Genomic DNA, 19711 nt, shown 5'->3' with positions numbered 1-19711 from the left:
CGACGGTCCGGGCGGTGTCCATACCTCCTCGGCCTGGTCAAACACGTGGCCGGCGTCGAGGCCAGGTACTTGGGCGAGGCCTTCGACCGGCCGTCCCCAGAACCGCTGGCCCGGTGGCAGGACCACGACGGCAGCGATCTGTGGCGGCTGAGGACGAGACGCGGGCACGAAGTGCTTGCCTTCGTCACCGGGGTTGCGCCGGACCACTGGACGGTGACGTCCTTCACCGCCCCGTGGATGACCACCGCGCCCTTGAAGCCCTGGTCGACCAGGGCTTCGCCAGGCGCATCCCGCATCGGTCGGCCGCCTGGTCCAGCAGGGCGATGCCGGCGCGGCGCCTGGTCCACCGTGCACAACCGGTTTCGGCAGTGGCGGGACGCCGGAGTCGTCGAGGCTCTGCTGGAGGGCGTGATCGCCGAGACGGCCGAGCGGGACCCGTTACGGGGCCCGGAACTACGTGCCCGGGGCAGCAAGCACGTGCCTACGAACCTTGATCCTTGCTGGGGGCGACCGGGAAGGATGCCTCGTCGCGGCCCGTGCCGTCGGTGATCCACCACCTGTCCTCGCCGAGAAGGGCCATCTCCGCGCGGCCGTCGCCGTCCCAGTCGTGGACGGCGAAGAGCGTGCCGTCCTCGGGACCGTCGTCACCCGGCACGGACCGCTTGGTGGAGCGCCAGGGCTTCGATCCGAGCCCGTGCTCGGAGCCGCCCCGCAGCACCTCGATCCGCGCGTCCCCCGCCTCCTTCTTCTTGGTGAGCTGTACGGCCAGGTCGTCGCAGCCATCGCCGTCGAAGTCCCCGACGGCGAGCCTGGTGCCGAAGCCCTCCTTGAAGTCGCCGCCGTCCATGGTGACCCACTTCCCCGGCTCCTTGCCGTAGCGGACGCTGACCTGGCCGCGCCGGTGGGGTGTGTCGACCTCGTCGTAGCTGTCGACGAAGCTCCGACCAATGGCGATGTCCTGGCGCCCGTCGCCGTCGAAGTCGCCGAAGACGACGTTCTCGCCCTCTGGCAGCCGCTCGGGTTCCTTGCTCAGGCCGTCGGCCGTACGGGCGCCGCCTGTGAACAGCAGGGGCGGATCCCACGGAGAGTCGTAGAGCGCGAGATCGGTGGCGCGGTCGTCGTTCGCGTCCCCGGCGACCAGCACGGGTGACGCGCCCTCGTGGACCGGGCTGGGGATCTCCACGGTCCTGACCGGGGCGCCGGAGCGCTTGAACGGTCCCTTGAGGACAACCAGTTCCCGAGCCTCGTTCGAGTCCCTGAACACCGCGAGGTCGGTGTGGCTGTCCCCGTCGAAGTCGCCGGCGACCGGCGCCGTGCTGTATCCGCTGCCCGGTAGTGGCACACGCCCGTGCGCTCCGCCGACCCGCGGGCCCTTGGGGCCTCCCCACAGGACCTGGGCGGCGCCGCTCACGACGAGGTCGGCGTGGCCGTCCTCATCCAGGTCTGCGACCGTGGGCTGCAACGGGTCGTCACCCGTCTGGACGTCGTGCGGCACACCGAGGTCGTCGTGGGCGAAGACGGTCGTGTGGTCGGGGTCAGGACCGTGCTCGGAACCGGGCACGACGAACAGGTCGAAGTTCTCCGTCCCGGAGATCTCGTGCACCAGATCGACGAAGCCGTCCCCATCGAGGTCGGGGGTCGCGGGCGTGGCCTCGCGCGCCGAATCGACGGCGTGGCAGGGGCTGTTGGGGACCGCACGCGCGCCGCCGGACGGCCGAAGGACGAGGAACGCCAGCACCGCCACCACTACGAGGGAGGCCGCCACGGCGTGCCACATGCGCAAGTAGCGGAAGAACGGACCGCCTGCTGCCGGAAAGTGCATCAGCCCACTTCACGGGCGTGGACGCGGCCCGCACAAGGAAGCAGATCACTTCGTTACGAGGGTGATGCACGACGGTCCTGCCCCCTTTCCGGTCCACGGTTACGTACGACGCTGAGCCAGGGCTTCTTCCGGCCGGATCTCGGCATCGTCCGGGTATCCCTCCCGGGCTTCGATCTGTAACAGCAGGACCGGAGCGGACCGCGGTGCTCGTCGCCGACGCTGGGGCCGACGCGGTCGCCTACGCCGCGGGCCGGACCCGGAAGGCCGACGATACGGATCTTCATCTGGACGGCCCTGCGCTTGGGACGAAGCCGTCGGTGGTGAGTTGGGTATGACCTGTTCATGGGGCAGGGGACATGGGGTTGGACAGTTCCGGACGGACTGTGGGAGCTCGCCAGGCCGTTGATTCCGGAGGACCGGGTACGGCCGCAAGGTGGCGGCACGCAGAACACGCCTGATGAGACGCTGTTCGCAGCGTTCATCTATGTGCTGGTCAGCGGCTGTTCCTGGCGAGCGTTCCCGCCGTGCTTCGGGGTGTCGAGGTCGACGGTGCACCGGCGGTTCATGATCTGGTGGAGAGTCGGCGTCTGGGGCCGTCTCCTCGAAGCAGTCCTGCACCGGCTGGACGACGCCGGTCTCATCGATGTCTCCCGTGTCGTCCTGAACTCCGCGCACGTGCGGGCAGAAAAAGGGGGCGCCACCGAGGCGTCGGCCCGTGCCCGCCGCCCGGCCTGATCGCCTCCTGCGGCGCCGCCATCTCCATGCCGAGTTCCTTCCGGCGCGCGACCGACCGCGACGGCACCTCGTCACCACCACGATGGACACCTACAGCGAGGCGTCCGCCTCGCCGGGGCGGACGGCGTCGGAGCGCAGGCCGGCGGCCGGGCGGTCGCCGCGCGTCGTCAGCAGTCCGAGCAGCGCGACGATGACGATCGTCGCGCCGAGGCTGACCCAGCCGGCCCCCAGGCCCAGGCCGTCCTGACGGGACGAGGACAGCCAGTCGGTGACCGACGCGCCGAGCGGGCGGGTGATGACGTAGGCCGACCAGAACGCGGTGACGGTGCCCAGCCCCGCCCAGCGGTGCGCGGCGGCCGGGACCGCGATGGCGATGGCGAACACCACGATCGAACCCAGGTACCCCAGGTGCAGCATGTCCGCTGTCAGATCGCCGGCGACGGTGCCGAGGACGAAGGTGGTCGTGACCATCGACCAGTAGAAGCGTTCCCGGCGCGGCGTGGTGATGCTGTGCACGTCCAGGGTCTTCTCCCGGGCGTACCACCGGACGAAGATCACGGCCAGCACGATCGAGAACCCCACCGTCGTCACCGGGTACGGAAGCCCGACCAGGAAGGTGAGGGCGTCGGCCACCATGGTGCCGAAGACGGCCACCATGGTCACGGCCGACCAGTAGATCCAGAGGCGGTAGCGGCCGCTGCGGAACTGGACGATCAACGCGATCGCCAACGCGGTCGCGCCCGAGCCCAGGGCGAGTCCCGGATTCAGGTGGCTGACAAGGAAATCCGAGAAGGTCTCGCCCATCCCGGTGGTGAGGATCTTGACGACCCAGAACAGGGCCGTGATTTCCGGGACCTTGACGGCGAGCCGTCCCGCGGACGCGGCGGCAGATGTCCGAGCGCCGGGCGTTGCAATACGCATGATGATCCGTTCTCTCTGCACAGTCGCTGGCAAGAAGGGCACACAGCGAGCGGTGACGCCCACAGGGGGACGATGGTGTGGCCTGGCCGATACCGAAGACGCGCTCGGCCGTGCGGTGGCGGATCACGTCCGTCGGCCGTCGGGCAACGGACGTGATCCGCTGGAAGGCGACCCGCGGCCGCGGGATCCTTCGGTGTTCGGCTGGGTGATCGCCCGTCAGCAGACTTTCGTTCACGCGGATCGAGCGCGGGACCCGCCCGAGCGCCTCGCGTCCGGACAGCGCCGGTCCATCCTCATCAGCGCGGTCCGGGCCGGGGAGCGGGGGATGGACCCACTGTTCCGGAACGATCCGTGGAACTCCACTCCCAGGCCGACGACGGCCCCGAGGACGAACAGCCGGCCGACCGCCATCGTCCGCCATCATTGAGCGCCGAAGGCGCCCAGCCGGTACAGGAGCGTAGCCATGACTCCATCCCTTTCAGATGGTGGAAGTGACAACAGCGATCCTCCCCGGCCCACTTGACGGCCGACCCGCGCTGCGCTTGACGGTTGTCTGACGGTCCGTCGCGCCCTTCGTGTGCGGTACCGCCCCGACGTCACGAACGCTCCAGCCCCTGGGACCGGAGCGATCCCGGCGTCCACGGGGAAGCGCGTGGATCAACCCCGCGGTTTGGCACCGGTCCTCGAAAGAACCCGCGCCGCGCCCGGCATGAGCGCGGCGACAGGACGGAGCGTCGTAGATCCGCGAGCGGTCCGGCGCGGAGTCCAGCCCAATTCATGACTGAACAACTGTTGGCGAGATGGGTAAACATGTGTAGGTTATCGCTGTCAAGGCGGCCGAGACCTGCAGGTCCGGTTCCCGCGATTCCGCCGGGGTCGACCCCGATCCCGCGTCCGCCCCCGCCTACGAACCGTCACCTGCGCGGCACGCCATTCAACGGGATCGGCGAGCTGCGCCGGCGCTTCGTCGCCGAGGCGACCAAGGAGGTCTCCTGATGGCCCTGCACCGACTCAGCTCGGTCACGATCGGCGTCCCCGACCCGGACGCCACGACCCGGTACTACGAGGAGTTCGGGCTGACCTGCCAGGACGACGGCTGGCTCGCCACCGCCGACGGAGGCCGCCAGCTCCGCCTCGTCCCCTCACCCGCCCGCCGGCTCGTGGCGCTGTCGATCGGCGCGGAGAACCCAGACGACATCGGCGCTATCGAGTCACGGCTGCGCCGGCTCGACCTGAAGGCGGACGCCTCGGACACGCGCGTCGCCGCCGTCGAACCGATCACCGGCGTACAGGTCGAGGTGACGGTCACCCCGCGCATCGAGCAACCGGAGGCATCGGCGACGGCGTACAACGGGCCGGGCCGCGCAGACCGCGGCACCGGCCGCGCCCCGGGGATCCTGCGCGAGGGCAGGGTCCGTCCGCGCAAGCTCGGACACGTCGTCATCGGCTCGACGGACCAGGAGGCCAGCCAGCGCTTCTTCGCCGAGGGCATCGGCCTGAAGATCAGCGACGAGGTACCCGGGCTCTCCTCGTTCATGCGCTGCTCGACCGAGCACCACAACATCCTGGTGTCAAGCGCGCCCGTCAACTTCGTCCACCACACCTCGTGGCAGGTCGACGACGTCGACGAGATCGGCCGCGGCGCCACGGCGATGCTGCGGGAGCACCCCGAGCGCCACATCTGGGGTCTGGGACGCCACCACGTCGGCTCGAACTTCTTCTGGTACCTCAAGGACCCGGCCGGCAACTTCTCCGAGTACTACTCCGACATGGACTGCGTCGTCGACGACGCGCTGTGGAAGCCCGAGGTCTGGGAGGCCGCCAAGAGCCTCTTCAGCTGGGGCCCGCCCCCTCCCCCCTCTTTCCTGCAGCCCGAGGATCTCGCCGCGCTGATGGCCGGCGCCCACTCGGCCCGCTGACGTTCACCGCCAGGCCGCGGTAGCGGCTGTGCCGCAGGCCGTGCGCGTGGACCGTTTCGGAGACCGTGGCCTCGCAGCCCGCGCGGAGGGCATAGCGCCGCTGCCAGTTGCTGCTCTTCTGGTCTTTCCTCACCTGCGTCTGGATCTTTCGCTGGAGCTCAGGCAGCCGGAAGATGTGGCGTCACTCGCCGTCGATGTTGCCGGTGCATATCAGCCGGTCGTCGCACTCCCGGCATGCCTTGCGGGGAAAGTGGACGGACAGCTGGGGGTGTCCGTCGCCCGGGGTTGGTTTCCGGGGCGGGCTGGAGATCTCGCAGCGGAAATCCACTGATGGACGCACCGCCAGGCGGGGGTTGATGGTCAGTCCCGCGGCGCGGTACCGGTGCACTGCGCGTTGAGTCGGACGGTGACGGTGGTGCCGACGCCCACGGCGGACTCCACCGAGACCTGACCGTGGTGGGCATGGATGATCGCCTCCACGATGGCCAGGCCCAGGCCGGAACCGCCGTAGGCGCGGCTGCGGCTGGCCTCGGCACGCCAGAAGCGCTCGAAGACGCGCGGCAGGTCCTGGGGTGCGATGCCGGGACCGTCGTCGGCCACCTCGACCTGGACGCGTCCGGGGGTGGTGGTGACGGCGACCTGCACGGCGGTCTGTGCCGGGGTGTGCTGGACAGCGTTGCCGACGAGGTTGCGCAGCACCTGCTGAAGGCGGGCGGTATCGCCGGTCACCTGGGCGGGTCCACCGGCGGTCAGCGTGATGCTGCGGTCGGGGTAGATGACCTGCGCGTCCTCCACCACGCTGGCGGCCAGCGCGGTCAGATCGAGAGGGTCCTGCTCGATGGGTCTGCCGGCGTCGAGGCGGGCGAGCAGCGAGAGGTCCTCGACCAGCAACCGCATACGGCCGACCTCGTTCTCGATGTGGCCGAGGGCGGTCTCCAGCCGCGGCCCGGTGAGTCCGCCCTGGCGGTGCAGGTCGAGCCAGCCGGAGATGGTGGACAGCGGAGTGCGCAGTTCGTGCGAGGTGTCCGCGGCCAGCGAGCGGACGGTTGCCTCAGCGCGGGCCTGCGCGTCGAAGGCCCGGTTGACAGCTTCGGCCAACTGGTCGGTCTCGCTGCGGTTTCCGCGCGTGGGAAGGCGTTCGGTCAGGTGTCCTTCGGCGATGGCGTCGGCGCTGTCGGCCATCTTGGCCAGCGGCCGCATGCCCAGCCGGAGGACGAGGACGGCCAGGGCGAGCAGCAGGACCAGAGCACCGGCGACGATGGCCAGTTGGCGGGCGAGCAGGGCGTCGGTGGTGGAGTCGTCGACGGAGGTGTCGATGGCCAGGATGAACGCGGCCGGCTTCACTGATACGCCCGCCTTCTCCAGGGTGATGCCGGGGCTGGGGATGCGGATGGCGCTGAGGTCGTCCAGGCCCTCGACGTTGTCGTAAGCGACGACGCGACCCACGGGGACGGCGGCCGTGACGCGTACCAGCGCTTGGGGGGCGAGGTCGGCCGCTCCGGTGGACAGCAGGATCCGGTCGTGCCCGTCGACGGCGATGCTGCCCAGCGGCGGGCCCACCAGAGCGGAGAGCTGGTCGCCGTCGGCGACCTGGGGGCCCTGCGCGATGACGGCCCGCATACGGGCGGCGGTGTCCTGCAGGGTGCGGGCGTAGCGTTTGTGGAGGAAGTCCTCCAGCAGCAGCGCGCTGGTCACCGAGCTGGCCGTCAGCCCGGCCACGATCAGGATGGCGAGTCCGGCCAGGATGCGCAGTCGGACGCTGGCGCGGGACAAGTGCAGGCGGCCGTGGAGGCCGGCGAGGTTCATCGGGCGGCCTGCCGTCGGAGGGTGTAGCCGACGCCGCGCACGGTGTGCAGCAGCGGGGTGCGGCCGTGGTCGATCTTGCGGCGGAGGTTGGAGACGAAGCGTTCGACGACGACCGAGTCGCCGCCGAAGTCGTACTGCCAGACGGCTTCGAGGATCTGCGACCGGGACAGCACCTGGCCCTGGTGGGACATGAGGTGGTGCAGGAGCCGGTACTCGGTGGGCGACAGGTCGATGACGTCGCCGCCGCGGCGCACCTCGTGGCGCAGGTCGTCGATCTCCAGGTCGGCGCAGCACAGTGTCGATTCCTCCGCGGTGGGCGGGCCGCCCCGGGCCCGGCGGAGCAGTGCCTGGAGGCGGGCGCCGACCTCGACGACGCTGAACGGCTTGGTGACGTAGTCGTCGCCGCCCAGGCGCAGGCCGCGAACCCGGTCCTCCACCGCGTCACGTGCGGTGAGGAACAGCACGGGGACCGTGATGCCCTGTTCCCGCAGAAGCTGAAGGATCTCGAAGCCGTCCGCCCCGGGGAGCATGACGTCCAGGACGACGACGTCGGGCGAGCGGCGGGCGACCTGGGCCAGCGCCTCGGTCAGGTCGCCCGCCACGTCCACGGTGAATCCGGCGAACGTGAGCGCGGAGATCAGCAACTGCCGGATACCAGGGTCGTCGTCGATGACCAGGACGCTGTCGGGGCCCTGGCCGGCGTCGGCAGGGACATCCCTGACACTCATCTGCGCTCCTTGAGCGGGGACGGCGGCCTCCCGCTCCCCGATATCGGCGGAATCGTTCACCGTGCCACGGACTCGCTCTCCCGATGGGGTCCGTCCAGTGCTGTCGCGGGCACCTGGTCGAGCTTGACGTTGTCGCCTTCGACGTCCAGGTGCGGCAGGATGCGGTCCAGGCGGCGCGGGATCCGCCAGGCGCGGTCGCCGAGCAGAGCGAGGACCGCGGGCACGAGGGTCATCCGGACGAGGAACGCGTCGACCAGGACGCCGAAAGCGAGTGCGAAGGCGATCGGCATGACGTCGGGGTCCTCACCGAACAAGAAGGCGACGAAGACGGTGATCATGATCAGGGCGGCGGAGGTGACCACCCGTGAGGCGTTGCGTGCTCCGACGGCGATCGCACGGAGGGCGTCCTTGCGGTGGCCGTAGTCCTCGCGCATCGCGGAGACGAGGAACACCTCATAGTCCATGGCCAGGCCGAAGAGCACTGCCATGACGATGATGGGAGCGAAGCTGGCGACCGGGCCGAGACTGGGCACGCCCAGCAGTCCGGACAGCCACCCCCACTGGAAGACGGCGACGGTCGCGCCGAAGGCCGCGCCGACCGAGAGCAGGAATCCGACGGTGGCCTTGACGGGAATGGCGATGGACCGGAAGGCGATCATCAACAGCAGCAGGGACAGGCCCACGACGACGACTGCGAACGGGACCAGCGCGCCGCTGAGCTTGGTGGAGACGTCGATACTGACGGCGGTCTGACCGGTGACGGCAACATAGCTGCCGCCCTGCCGGGCGATGGGTGCAGTGGCCGTGTTCAGACGGGAGACCAGATCGCTGGTGGCCTGACTGCGCGGGCCCGTGGTCGGGGTGACCTGGATACGTGCGGCCGCCCGGTCCTTCGCGATGTCGATCCCGCTGATGCCCGCGATGCCGGGTACGGCATGGAGTTTCTTCTCCACTGCCGTGGCTGTCGCCGTGGCGTTGTCGCCCTCGACCAGGACGATCAGCGGGCCGTTGGCGCCGGGGCCGAACGCACCGCTGATCATGTCGTACGCCTGGCGGGTGGACGTCGACTTCGACCACGACCCGTCGTCGGTCAGGGCCGTCTCCAGTTGCACAGCGGGGGCGGCGATCGCCAGGAGCCCGACGGTCACGACGATCAGGTTGCGCACCGGGTGCCGCAGCACACCGCCCACCCACCTCGTGCCCATGGTCGCCTTGTCCGGGCGGGCGGTGCGGGCCGCCCGTGAGCCCGGCCGGGGAATGAGCCTGCGCCCGAAGGCGGCGAGCAGGGCGGGCAGCAGTGTCAGCGCCATGATCACGGCCATCGCGACGGCGCCCGCCGAGGCCAGGCCCATGGAGGTCAGCATCGGCACACCGGCGACCGACAGCCCGGCCAGGGCGACGAGCACGGTCGCCCCTGCGAACACGACCGCGCTGCCGGCGGTCGCGGTGGCCCTCGCCACCGATTCCCTGACGGGCATGCCCCCTGCGAGCTGCGACCGGTGACGCGAGACGATGAACAGCGCGTAGTCGATGCCGACCGCAAGACCGAGCATGATCGCCAGGGTGGGGGCGTTCTCGGAGATTCCGACCACTGAGGACAGGCCCGAGATCGCCATCATGCTGCCGACCACGCCGAAGACAGCGGTGAGCAGCGGCATCCCGGCCGCCAGCATCGAACCGAAGGTGATGAACAGGATCGCCAGGGCGACGAGGATGCCGATCAACTCGGTCGCCGGGGACGTCGACGGCGCGAAGGCGTCACCGCCGTACACCACCGTCAGACCGGCCTTCTCCGCGGTGGCCCCGGTGGCCTTCAGAGCGTCCAGCGTGCCGGCCGGGACGTCGCTGTCCTTCGCCGTCGTGAAGGTCACGTCGGCGACGGCGGTCCGGCCGTCCGCCGAGACCGGACCGACCTTGAAGGGATCGCCGACCGAGGTCACACCGCTGACGTGACCGGCTGCCGTGAGGCCGCTCTGCAACGGTTGCCGCAGCGCGGGCTCGGTCAGCTTGTGACCAGGCGGCGCCTGGAAGACGACCTGCGCGGACTGCTTGTCCGGGTCCGGCCAGTGCTGGTCCATCTTCGTCAGCGCGGTCTGCGCCGGGGAACCGGGGATGGAATCGGTGTTCTGGAACGAGCCGGGGAACAGCAGTCCCAGGCCGACAACGGCCGCCAGGGCGACCAGCCATCCGATCAGCATCGTGCGCCACCGGCGGGCACCGAAAGCGCCCAGCCGGTACAGGAACGTAGACATGACCAAATCTCTCATCAAGGGGTGGAAGTGACACGACTGATGCTGGTCGGGGCACTTGACGGCCGACTCACCCTGCGCCTGACGGTTCCTTGACGGTGCGGGCGAGACGGCGCGGTGCGTTCCCCGACGCCTGCGAACGAGCCGGGGAAGGAGCAGGAGCGCGGCCGGCAGTAGTGCGGACGCATCGCTGTCGCCCTCAGCGCCTGATGCCTGCACCCGGCCTCGGCGTCAACACACCCCTGATGATCAAGGAATGTTGCGACAAGCGTCAGCCTCGACGGCCGTGTACTCCTCGGCCGCGATGACCCTTATGCCCGCCGTCCGCCGTCGACCGACAGCGCGATCCCGGTGATGTAGGACGCGGCGTCCGAGCAGAGCCACACCGCGGCTGCGGCGGCCTCTTCCGATGTGGCCATCCGGCCGAGTGGGGTGATCGCCTCCTGCATCGCGATCAAGTCGGTGCCGGCCGCCACCCTTTCGAAGCCCGGCGTACGGGTCGGGCCGGGGCAGACGGCGTTGACGCGGATGTGGTGCCGCGCGTAGTCCACGGCGGCGACCTTGGTGAGCCCGACGACGCCGTGCTTGGCTGCCACGTAGGCGGGGGCGGTCGGGATCGCGTACAGGCCGCCGTTGGAGGCGACGTTGACGATCGCGCCGCCGCCGCGGCTGCGCAGGGCGGGCAGCTCGTACTTCATGCAGAGGAAGGTCCCGCCCAGGTTGACGTGGGTCACGCGCTCGAACTCCTCCAGGGGCATCTGGTCGAGCTGCCGGTGGTGCGAGTCCAGGCCGGCGTTGTTCACGGCGAAGTCGAGGCCGCCGTACGTCTCGACCGTGCGTTCGACGGCCGTCCGCACCGCGTCCTCGTCGGCGATGTCGACGCTGAGTGCCAGTGCCTCTCCCCCGTCCTTCCTGATCATTTCGGTGGTCTCGACGGCTGTTGCCTCGTTGATGTCGGTGACGGTGACGGTGGCGCCCTGCCGGGCCAGCTCGATCGCCGTCGCGCGGCCGATCCCGCTTCCAGCACCCGTCACCAGTCCGATTTTTCCTGAGAAGTTGCTCATGATGACCTTCCGATGCAGTTACTCGCACCAGGCGATGCCTGATTCGCCAGGTGACCTTGTTCGGGGTACCGCGACGGCCGGTGTCCGTCGGCCTCGGCGTGCGGGAGGAGCGGCAGCCCCCTGTCACGCGTCGGTGCCGGGCACGGCTGCCCGCACAACCGCGGTCGCGGTCGCCGGTGGTGGTTCGCTCCCGCCCTGCGGACAAGGGGGGCTGCCGCGTCGACCGATGACTAACTCAGGGGTACGACGATTCCGTTACCGTGTCGGCCCGTCTCGGCCTCGTCCAGCAACAGGGAGGCCAGCGTGGCCCGGGAGATTCGGGGCGGCAGCAGCGGACGCCGCAGGTCCGCCAGCGGCACGATGTGGCGGGTAGGGCTGAGGGGGCCGTCGGTGACGTCCGGGGCGTGGAACACCGTGGCGCCGGCGTCCAGGGCGATCTGGTCGGCCTCGGCCTTCTCGGCCAGTTCCGAGCCGACGAACATCCGCATCACCCCCGCGTAGATCAGCCCACCCGATCGACTCGACACGCCCGAGCCCAGTGCGCCGAGCCATACCGTCGCGCGCACGTCCGCCGCCGCGAGCGCCCTGGCCCCGGCGACCAGTGCGCCCGGGCCGTCGCCCTTGCCGATACCGATGGCGGATACGGCGACGTCGACGTCGGTCAGGTCGGGGAAGCTCTGCGGGTCGGTGACATCCGCCTTCCGGACCTCGACCCGCCCCGACGCAGGCACGGTGACCTTGGCCGGCGCCCGGACCAGGGCCACGACCTCGTGTCCCCGTTCCAGCGCTGTGTCGACGAGCGCGCTGCCGGTCCGCCCTGACGCTCCGAGTACGGCTATGCGCATGATCACTCACCCTTTAACTGAACAACTGTTGGCTACGTGAGTAAACAACCGTTGGTTAGTGATGTCAAGGCGTGAGCTGCCTGTACGGTGAACATCTGTTGCTCAACTGTTCGCACCGGTCAGAAGGGGGCGACGATGTCGTCTCAGGAGCGCTCCGCTCCCCGTCGCCGCAATCCACGGGGGCAGGGGCAGGTCCTCAAGGCCCAGCTCGTGGACGCCGCGGCGAGGCTGCTGTCCACCCTTGATCACCCGGAGACGCTGACGCTGCGGCAGGTAGCGCGTGAGGTCGGGGTGGCACCTGCCAGCATCTACAGCCACTTCCCCGACCTGAGCGCCTTGATCCAGCACGTGCTGCGGCTGCGCTACGAGGAACTGGCCCGTCTGATGGACCAGGCCGCGCAGTCGGCCCCGGATCCACTGGCCGACCTCGTCGCCCGGTGCGCGGCCTACGTGCGCTGGGGAGTCGACCAGCCCGGCCATTACCGCACTCTCTTCGGCGGACGGATGCCGGACGACCTTGTCCCAGGATCAGCGCACGGCGCCGGGGCCGAACCGCTCGAGGCCGTCGTGACCTCCCTGGCGGCCGCCGCCGAGGGAGAGCGCAGGCAGCCCTCGGCGGAGCAGCAGTGGCAGGCCGGCCTCATGCTCTGGACCGCACTGCACGGTCTGGTCAGCCTCTACAACGACCACGGGAACATTCCCTGGCCACCCCTGGACGACCTGATCGCCGACCTGCTCAGCCTGCACACAGCCCGCCCGGCAGACGAGATCGCGGCCCTCCTGCCCCAGCGCGGGGACGACCCGGGCCCGGCCCCGGACTCCGTCTGACAGCCGATCACGCGCCGGGGAGGGTGCGATGCCCGTGTCCGTCTCCTCTCCCGGTGGGGGCGGGCGCTCCTGTTCGGCGAACATCCCACGGCTGTCGAACGGCCGCCCGCCACGCCGTCCTCTCCGGACCAGACCCCCTGCCCGAGCCGGGCGACCTTGCCGACGAGGCGCTGCGGTCAGATGCGCAGCACACGCCTGGCGTTCAGATGGGCGATCTTCTCCTTCACCTGGGACGGAAGGTCGGCCTTCTCGATCGAGGCCACCGCGTCGGCCGTCACCTCGTACGGGTAGTCGACCGCGAACATGACCGCGTCGGCCCCCATGGTCAGCACGGCGGCTTGTACGGCCTCCGGGGCCAGTACCCCGCTCGTGGTGATCAGGATGTTGCTCCCGAAGTACTGCGACGGCATCCGCTGGAGCGGCTCGTCGACCCGGAGCGAGCGGTAGCGCGAGTCGATGCGGGAGCGTTGGAACGGCAGGAACTCGCCGAGGTGCCCGAGGATCAAGGTGGCGGCGGGGTGCCGGTCGAACACTCCGGCGTAGATCAACCGCATGGCGTGGCCGCCCGTTTCGGCCTGCCAGCTCCAGCTGGCCCCGTACATCTCGGGCCGTCCGCGCATCACGTGCCAGTCGTCGCGGGGCAGCGAGCCGGGATGCAGGTACAACGGCACACGGAGCTCTTCCAGCGCGCTCCACAGCTCGTCATATGCGGGATCGTCCAGGTACCGGCCCTGCGTGTGGTCGTTGACCAAGGCGCCTTTGAATCCGAGCTGCTCGACGCAGCGTTGGAGTTCGGTCACGGCGGCGGCAGGGTCCTGCAGAGGCAGAGCGGCGAACCCCCTGAAGCGGGTGGGATGGCGGGCGATGGTCCGGGCGAGGAAGTCGTTGGCGAACCGGGCGTTGTCGACGGCGGTGCCGGCGTCGGTGTCGGCCTGGATGCCGGGGACGCTCAGCGACAGGACCTGAATGTCGATGCCGTGTGCGTCCATGTCGGGAAGACGGTGCTCCTCAAAGTCACCCAGGCGTCGTCCCCAGTCCTTCACGTACTGGTCGCTGACCTGGATCTTCTGGGGCGACGGGGGTTGGCGCGAGAACATCTCCGGGATGATGAAAGCTTCTTCCAACGCGATGTAGGTCATGGCAGGGCTCCTTCGTCGTGCCTTGTGCTGGTGGGGCGGTGATCGGAGGCGGTAGGCGGGCAGCCCGGGGCAGCGTTCCAGGGTCTGCCGTCCGCTGATCGGGACGGAGCGGAACCGGGAGCCGTGCCACGTCGGGTTCGGTGAGCGGCGCCGGTCCGTGCGTACCAGTCGATGAGTTCTGGTCTGTCGACGCTGCCGGGGTCGACCACGGTGTCCTGAGCGTCCCCGCGCAGCAGACGTTTCACGGGGACTTCGAGCTTCTTGCCGGTGCGGGTGTGCGGGATACCGGGGGCTTGGATGATCTCGTCGGGTACGTGACGGGCGGAGGCCCCGTGGCGTATGGCGTTGCGGATCTTCTCGCGCAGCACGTCGTCGACGTCGGTGCCGTCGGCGGTGGTGACGAACAACGGCATCCAGTAGTCGCCGCCGTCCTGCTCGACCCCGACGACGAGAGCTTCCGCGATCTCCTCGAGCTCCTCCACCGGGCCGTATATGTCGCTGCTGCCCATGCGGATGCCGTGGCGGTTCAGGGTCGCGTCGGACCGGCCATGCATGATCACCGAGCCCTGATCGGTGATGGTGATCCAGTCCCCGTGCCGCCACACCCCCGGGTATACGTCGAAGTAGGCCTTGCGGTAGCGGGAGCCGTCCGGATCGTCCCAGAAGAAGAGCGGCATCGACGGCATCGGCCGGAGTACCACCAGTTCCCCCACCTCGCCCCGCACCGGCTTCCCGTCCGGGCCGAAGGCTTCCACGGACACGCCCAGGCAGGGGGCGGACAGCTCCCCGGCCCAGACCGGAGTGGTGGGGGTGGCACCGAGGAACGCGGTGACCACGTCGGTGCCGCCGCTGGTACACACCACCTGTGCCCGGGGCCCGAGTTCGCCGGCGACCCAGTGCTGCAGGTCGCCGGGGAACGTCGAGCCGGTGACGCCCAGGCGCTCGAGCGAGGCCGGGCAGTGGTCGGTGATCCGCACGCCGGCCTTGCGGCACGCCGCCAGGTAGCCGGGGCTGGTACCCAGGACCTTCACCTCCAGGCCGGCCGCGAGCCGCCAGAGCGCATCGGTGTCGGGATACGTCGGGCTGCCCTCGTAACACACGGCTGTGGCGCCCAGCAGCAGACCAGCGACCAGGACGTTCCACATCATCCAGCTCGGCGTGGTGTGCCACAGCAGGCGGTCCCCGGCGCGCAGGTCAAGCTGCAGGCCCAGGTTTTTGAGATGCTCGAGCACGACCCCGCCGTGCCCGTGCACGATGCCCTTCGGCCGGCCGGTCGTGCCCGAGGAGAACACGACCCACAGCGGATGGTCGAACGGGACGGGGCGGGGTGCGAAGTCGGCGTCGTGTTCGGTGAGCGCGGACCACCCAAGGGCGTCGGGCACCCGTGTCGCGTCCCCTACGACGACGGTCGCCGCCAGGGTCGGCAGTGCGTCGCGCAGGGCTTGTACGTCGGGGCAGCGGTCGGTGTGCTTCCCTCCGTGGACGAAGCCGGTCGCGGCGATCAGCACGGTCGGCCGGAGTTGTGCGAACCGTGCTGCGGCCGCGGCCGCGGTGTAGTCCTGCCCGCACACCGCCCAGGTCGCGCCCAGGCTGGCCGTGGCGAGGAAAGCGGTGATGGCCTCCACCCCGTTGGGGAGGTGTCCCACCACCCGGTCACCCATGCGCACGCCGAGTCCGGTGAGTGACTGCGCGAGTGAGGCGACCTGGCGGCGCAGTTGGTGCCAGGTGACGGCCACCGGGCCGGTGTCCTCGGTCACCGTGATGACGGCGGTGTCGGTGCCGGTCCGGTCGCGGAACACCTCGGCCGTGTAGTTCAGCGTGCTGCCGGGGAACCACACGCTTCCCGGCATGGCCTCGGTCGACAGCGCGGGTCCCGCTGGGCGCTCGGGCAGACGGAAGTAGTCCCACACCGCGGCCCAGAAGCCGTTCACGTCGTCAACCGACCACGCCCACAGCGTGTGGTGGTCACCGCTCAGGTCACGTCCAGCGTGCTGTGCGGCGAACCGTGCGAAGTCGGTGATCCGGGCATTCTCGACAGCCTGTGTCGTCGGGGTCCAGTCCGGTGGCTTCGTGCTCATGAGGTGTCCCCCGCCTTCGCTACGTCGAGCAGTGCGACCGTCGTGTGCACCGCCTTTGTGGCCATGGCCTCGCCCAGAGGGAGGCCATGGGTGTCGGCGAGGGTGACGAAGAGCCGGTTCCCGCCGTCGCCGCAGCAGGCGATCGGCAGCAGCGTCCCGGTGCCGATCGAGGTGACCAGCTCGTTCTCCCGCACCAGGGCGACGGCGTGTCCGGTCGTGGTGGCCACCCAGACTCCGTCTCGTGTCGCCCAGATTCCGTCCGGCCGGGCGTCGTCGCCGATCAGGTGGGCGAGGTCGGCGTAGGTGCGACGGTCCGTGAGGGCACCGTCGTCCGCGACGGTGAAGGCGGTCAGTCGTTGCCGGGTGGTCTCGGCGACCACCAGGGTGCGGCCGTCGCCGGCGAAGGCCAGCCCGTTGGGGAACTCGACGTCTTCGGCGGCCACCTGTACCGCTCCGTCCGCGGCAACGCGCAGCAGCCGACCCGGTCGGGGTGGCTCACCGGCGTGCGCGGCGAAGCCGACGTCATCCACGTAAAGGTTGCCGTGCGGGTCGCCGACCATGTCGCCGAGCGGACCGGTGGCCACCGCGCTCAGGTCCGCGTAGGTGTCGAACTGCTCACCGGTCCACACGCCGATACGCCGTTGCTGCATCATGGCCCCGACAAGGCGCCCGTCCGGCAGGAACCAGAGGCCGTTGGGGACGGCATCCAGCGGGATGCCGCGCCAGGGGCCGTCGTGGTCGGTCCAGAGCTTTCCGCCCTGGGTGTCGGACAGCCACAGCGCACCGCGCTGCCAGCGGGGGCCCTCCCCCCACGTCATTCCGGCCGCGTACTCCTTCACGCGCCCACCCCCTGTACCGATACCGTCCGCGCCAGGTCGCGGGTGGCCCGTTCCAGTTCCGCCGTGTCGGTGACGAGCGCGAGGGTGTAGCGGTCCGGACGGATGATCGCCGCTGCCGCCGCGTGTTCGGCCAGCCAGCGGTCGATGGCCGGCCCCGTCTCCGGGACGGCCACCACACCGAGTTGGCGCCACAGCTGCTGCACGTCCCCGGACACGGCGGAGGTGACCTCCGGCTTCCCCACGACGGTGAAGCCGTATCCGGTCACATCGTCCAGCTTCTCCCCGTTCGCGCCGCGTGGCTGCGGGCTCAGTTGCCCGATGGCTCCGCCGGGCCGGGCAACCACGCCTGGCCCCAGCAGTGGCCGGTACCTCTCGATCGTCTGCGTTCCGTTCAGCTCCGGGAACGCGCCCGTTCCGAGGGCTTCGATCAGGTTGGACTGCCGGGCGGATTCCTCGATGTAAGGGCGCACGTGCGCAGCCCGCTCGCTTTCGTAGGTGTCGAGCAGGGCTTGGGGACTTTCGCCCCTGACCACGGCGGCGAGTTTCCATGCCAGGTTCGCGGCGTCGCGCAGTCCGGAGCACATGCCCTGGCCGAGCATGGGAGGCATTTCGTGCGCCGCGTCGCCGGCGAGCAGCAGGCGGTCGGACCGCCAGCCGTGCACGAGCCGGGCGTGCCATTCGTAGGTGTCCGTACGCATGATGCGGTAGCTGCCCGGTTCCAGCCAGCGGCTCAGCAGGTCGTACACCGACTGCGGCCGTTCGAGCTCTGCCGCGTCGTCCTCGTCGAGCAGCATGAACTCGAAGCGGAGCATGGGCGGGAAGATCGGGACGTAGGTCACGGGCCGCTTCCCCTCGCACCAGATGAATCCGCTGTCCGCAGGGAGCTGTGCGGGGTGTTCGAAGGGGTGGATGTCGACGATGAGGGATCGCTGAGTGCCGTGGAGGTCCTCGACTTCGGCGTTCATCGCCTGCCGGACGAAGGAGTTGGCGCCGTCCGAGCCGACGGCGTAGCCGGCCGTGAGGGTGGTTTCGGCTCCGGTCGACCGGTCGCGCAGCGTGAGCCGCACCGCTTCGTCGTCCTGCTCGATCGCGGTGGCCGTCCAGCCGAACCAGAGGTCTGCGTTCGCGTCCGCCGCCAGCAGACCCCGCAGCCGCGACTCGAAGTCGGGCTGGTGGAACTGGTAGTCGGTGCGCCAGCCCTGGTCGGATTCCTCCTCGGGCAGCGTCTGCTGGAGGAAGGCCTGCCCGTCCTCCCGGTGCAGTGTCCAGGCGGCTTGGCGCAGGAACCGGGGTTCCATGTCCTGTGCGCCGAGGGTCTGCAGAAGGCGCATGATCTCGTCGTCGAGATGCGTGGCGCGCGGATGCTGGCAGACGAGCCGGTTGGGGTCGATGGCGGCGACCCGGAGCCCCTTCATGGCCAACAGTCGTGCGAGAGCCAGTCCGACCGGGCCGCAGCCGACGACGGCGACGTCGTAGGTATCCATGATGCGCTCTTTCATTGTGTGTGTCCGGCCGCCGGCTCTTCGGCGCGCGGCGCGGGGGCGAGACGGCCCTGGTTCTGGGATGTCCGTCCGCCGACAGCCAGGGCGAGGACTGCGCCGAGGACGGCGGGGACGGCGAAGAGGACGAAGTTCCAGCGGGGTTCCAGGCCGGCCGCGAGGATCCAGCCGCCGAACGTGGGGCCGGCGATGGCGCCGATGCGGCCCACTCCGAGCGCGACACCCACCGCGCTGGCTCTCGCGGTCACCGGGTAGGAACGTGAGATGTACACGTTGATCAGTCCCTGGACGCCGACCGCGCCGCAGCCGCCGGCTATCACGATGCCGTAGAGCACCGGCAGCGGCAGTGGGGCGCTCATGGCGACGATCGCGGCGGCTCCGAGGGCGAAACTGGCCGTGATCGGGCCCCTCGATCCGGCACGGTCGGCCAGCAGCGCCATCGCGAGCCCGCCGACGGTGGCACCGAGGTTCAGCAGTACGAGGAAGGTCCCTGAGTCCCGCAGCGGATAGTCCGCCGTCTGCATCAGCCGCGGCAGCCAGGTGTTCATGCCGAAGATGAGCAAGAACGACAGGGCCGCCATGGCGCAGAACATCAGGGTCGTGCCGCGGTAGGGCGGTCTGAGCACCAGCCGGACACCACGGTTGCCGAGGTCGGGGGCCGGCGCGCTGACCGCCTGGTGGTACTCCGTGGACTCGGGCAGCCAGACGAAGGCCATGGGCAGCAGAAGCAGCCCGGCGATGCCGCCGACCAGGTACTCCTGGTGGAAACTGTGCCCGCTCAGCAGCGTGTTGGCGACGAGGGCCGCGAACGAACCGCCGACGGCGGTCCCACACTGGACGATGCCCGAATAGAGGTTCTTTCGCCTGTCCGGGGCCAGTTCGAAGATCAGTGGACCCATCGCCGGGTAGATCGCACCGACACCGAGCCCGACGACGAGTCGGCCGGCGCCGAACAGTGAGGGAAGGGGTGCCACGGCGCAGGCGAACATCCCGGCACTGACCACCGCGATACTGATCAGGGTCGTACGGCGTCGGCCGAACCGGTCGGTGAACTGGCCGACCAGCAGGGAGCCGACGAGCATGCCGATCGGAGTGAGGCTGCCGAGCAGGCCGACGAAGGCGACGGAGAGGTGCCAGGGACGGTAGCCCAGCAACAGCGGAGTGGTCGCGCCGTAGGCGACGAGGTCGAAGCCCTCCAGTGTCATCACCGCCAGGCCCACGGCGAGTGCGGTGCCTGAC

General features: G+C 70.0%; 15 protein-coding genes and 3 pseudogenes. 4 read left to right on the top strand and 14 right to left on the bottom strand.

Features of this window, described 5'->3' with window-relative positions; all coding sequences use genetic code 11:
• Positions 1 to 45: 45 nt before the first annotated feature.
• Positions 46 to 195, top strand: a pseudogene (locus ACZ63F_RS01480) (hypothetical protein); the annotation flags it as partial.
• Here the strand turns inward: ACZ63F_RS01480 and ACZ63F_RS01475 are convergent.
• Both ACZ63F_RS01475 and ACZ63F_RS01470 read right to left on the bottom strand, forming a co-directional pair.
• A pseudogene (locus ACZ63F_RS01475) lies at positions 163 to 331 on the bottom strand (IS5/IS1182 family transposase); the annotation flags it as partial. The pseudogenes ACZ63F_RS01480 and ACZ63F_RS01475 sit on opposite strands and share 33 nt — an antisense overlap.
• Before the next feature lie 150 nt (positions 332 to 481).
• On the bottom strand, positions 482 to 1822 hold the full coding sequence (locus ACZ63F_RS01470; RefSeq protein WP_469707632.1) for an FG-GAP repeat domain-containing protein: 1341 nt from the start codon (positions 1820 to 1822) through the stop codon (positions 482 to 484).
• A 342-nt stretch (positions 1823 to 2164) separates the two neighbouring features.
• On the opposite strand from ACZ63F_RS01470, the pseudogene ACZ63F_RS01465 reads away from it, so the two are divergent.
• Positions 2165 to 2518, top strand: a pseudogene (locus tag ACZ63F_RS01465) (transposase); the annotation flags it as partial.
• A 129-nt stretch (positions 2519 to 2647) separates the two neighbouring features.
• Here ACZ63F_RS01465 and ACZ63F_RS01460 read toward each other — a convergent pair.
• Positions 2648 to 3478 carry a COG4705 family protein gene (locus tag ACZ63F_RS01460; protein WP_469707631.1) on the bottom strand — a complete coding sequence of 277 codons (831 nt, stop codon included), beginning with the start codon at positions 3476 to 3478 and terminating at the stop codon, positions 2648 to 2650.
• 995 nt (positions 3479 to 4473) lie between these two features.
• Here ACZ63F_RS01460 and ACZ63F_RS01455 point away from each other — a divergent pair.
• A complete protein-coding gene (locus ACZ63F_RS01455; RefSeq protein WP_469707630.1) occupies positions 4474 to 5397 on the top strand; it encodes a VOC family protein in 924 nt (307 codons plus the stop codon).
• Here ACZ63F_RS01455 and ACZ63F_RS01450 read toward each other — a convergent pair.
• From ACZ63F_RS01450 to ACZ63F_RS01425, 6 genes are all read right to left on the bottom strand, one after another.
• Complete coding sequence (locus ACZ63F_RS01450; RefSeq protein WP_469709279.1) at positions 5312 to 5542, bottom strand: transposase; 231 nt, start codon at positions 5540 to 5542, stop codon at positions 5312 to 5314. The genes ACZ63F_RS01455 and ACZ63F_RS01450 overlap by 86 nt on opposite strands.
• A gap of 215 nt (positions 5543 to 5757) precedes the next feature.
• A complete protein-coding gene (locus tag ACZ63F_RS01445) occupies positions 5758 to 7203 on the bottom strand; it encodes a sensor histidine kinase (RefSeq protein WP_469707628.1) in 1446 nt (481 codons plus the stop codon).
• Complete coding sequence (locus tag ACZ63F_RS01440) at positions 7200 to 7931, bottom strand: response regulator transcription factor (RefSeq protein ID WP_469707627.1); 732 nt, start codon at positions 7929 to 7931, stop codon at positions 7200 to 7202. The genes ACZ63F_RS01445 and ACZ63F_RS01440 overlap by 4 nt, the downstream gene beginning before the upstream one ends.
• Positions 7932 to 7987: 56 nt before the next feature.
• Positions 7988 to 10183: an MMPL family transporter gene (locus ACZ63F_RS01435; RefSeq protein WP_469707626.1), complete on the bottom strand. Its 2196-nt coding sequence runs from the start codon at positions 10181 to 10183 to the stop codon at positions 7988 to 7990.
• A 308-nt stretch (positions 10184 to 10491) separates the two neighbouring features.
• Positions 10492 to 11244 (bottom strand): SDR family NAD(P)-dependent oxidoreductase, encoded by a 753-nt coding sequence (locus tag ACZ63F_RS01430; RefSeq protein WP_469707624.1) that lies wholly within the window; start codon positions 11242 to 11244, stop codon positions 10492 to 10494.
• Positions 11245 to 11474: 230 nt separating this feature from the next.
• Positions 11475 to 12089: an NAD(P)-dependent oxidoreductase gene (locus ACZ63F_RS01425; RefSeq protein WP_469707622.1), complete on the bottom strand. Its 615-nt coding sequence runs from the start codon at positions 12087 to 12089 to the stop codon at positions 11475 to 11477.
• A 135-nt stretch (positions 12090 to 12224) separates the two neighbouring features.
• On the opposite strand from ACZ63F_RS01425, the gene ACZ63F_RS01420 reads away from it, so the two are divergent.
• Positions 12225 to 12917 carry a TetR/AcrR family transcriptional regulator gene (locus ACZ63F_RS01420; protein WP_469707620.1) on the top strand — a complete coding sequence of 231 codons (693 nt, stop codon included), beginning with the start codon at positions 12225 to 12227 and terminating at the stop codon, positions 12915 to 12917.
• 176 nt (positions 12918 to 13093) lie between these two features.
• Here the strand turns inward: ACZ63F_RS01420 and ACZ63F_RS01415 are convergent, their stop codons facing one another.
• From ACZ63F_RS01415 to ACZ63F_RS01395, 5 genes are read right to left on the bottom strand one after another with little or no spacing between them, the layout of a single operon-like run.
• On the bottom strand, positions 13094 to 14056 hold the full coding sequence (locus tag ACZ63F_RS01415) for an amidohydrolase family protein (RefSeq protein WP_469707618.1): 963 nt from the start codon (positions 14054 to 14056) through the stop codon (positions 13094 to 13096).
• Positions 14053 to 16134, bottom strand: a complete 2082-nt coding sequence (locus ACZ63F_RS01410; protein ID WP_469707616.1) for an acetoacetate--CoA ligase — start codon at positions 16132 to 16134, stop codon at positions 14053 to 14055. Before ACZ63F_RS01410 ends, ACZ63F_RS01415 begins: the two co-directional genes overlap by 4 nt.
• Complete coding sequence (locus ACZ63F_RS01405; protein WP_469707614.1) at positions 16131 to 16952, bottom strand: SMP-30/gluconolactonase/LRE family protein; 822 nt, start codon at positions 16950 to 16952, stop codon at positions 16131 to 16133. Before ACZ63F_RS01405 ends, ACZ63F_RS01410 begins: the two co-directional genes overlap by 4 nt.
• A 17-nt stretch (positions 16953 to 16969) precedes the next feature.
• Positions 16970 to 18457 (bottom strand): bifunctional 3-(3-hydroxy-phenyl)propionate/3-hydroxycinnamic acid hydroxylase, encoded by a 1488-nt coding sequence (locus ACZ63F_RS01400; RefSeq protein WP_469707613.1) that lies wholly within the window; start codon positions 18455 to 18457, stop codon positions 16970 to 16972.
• An 11-nt stretch (positions 18458 to 18468) separates the two neighbouring features.
• The gene (locus tag ACZ63F_RS01395) at positions 18469 to 19692 is read right to left on the bottom strand and encodes an MFS transporter (RefSeq protein ID WP_469707611.1); all 1224 of its coding nucleotides are present in this window, start codon (positions 19690 to 19692) and stop codon (positions 18469 to 18471) included.
• Positions 19693 to 19711 lie beyond the last annotated feature (19 nt).

The organism is Streptomyces sp. NPDC104761, assembly GCF_055583445.1.
This window is presented reverse-complemented; position numbering and strand designations above follow the sequence as displayed.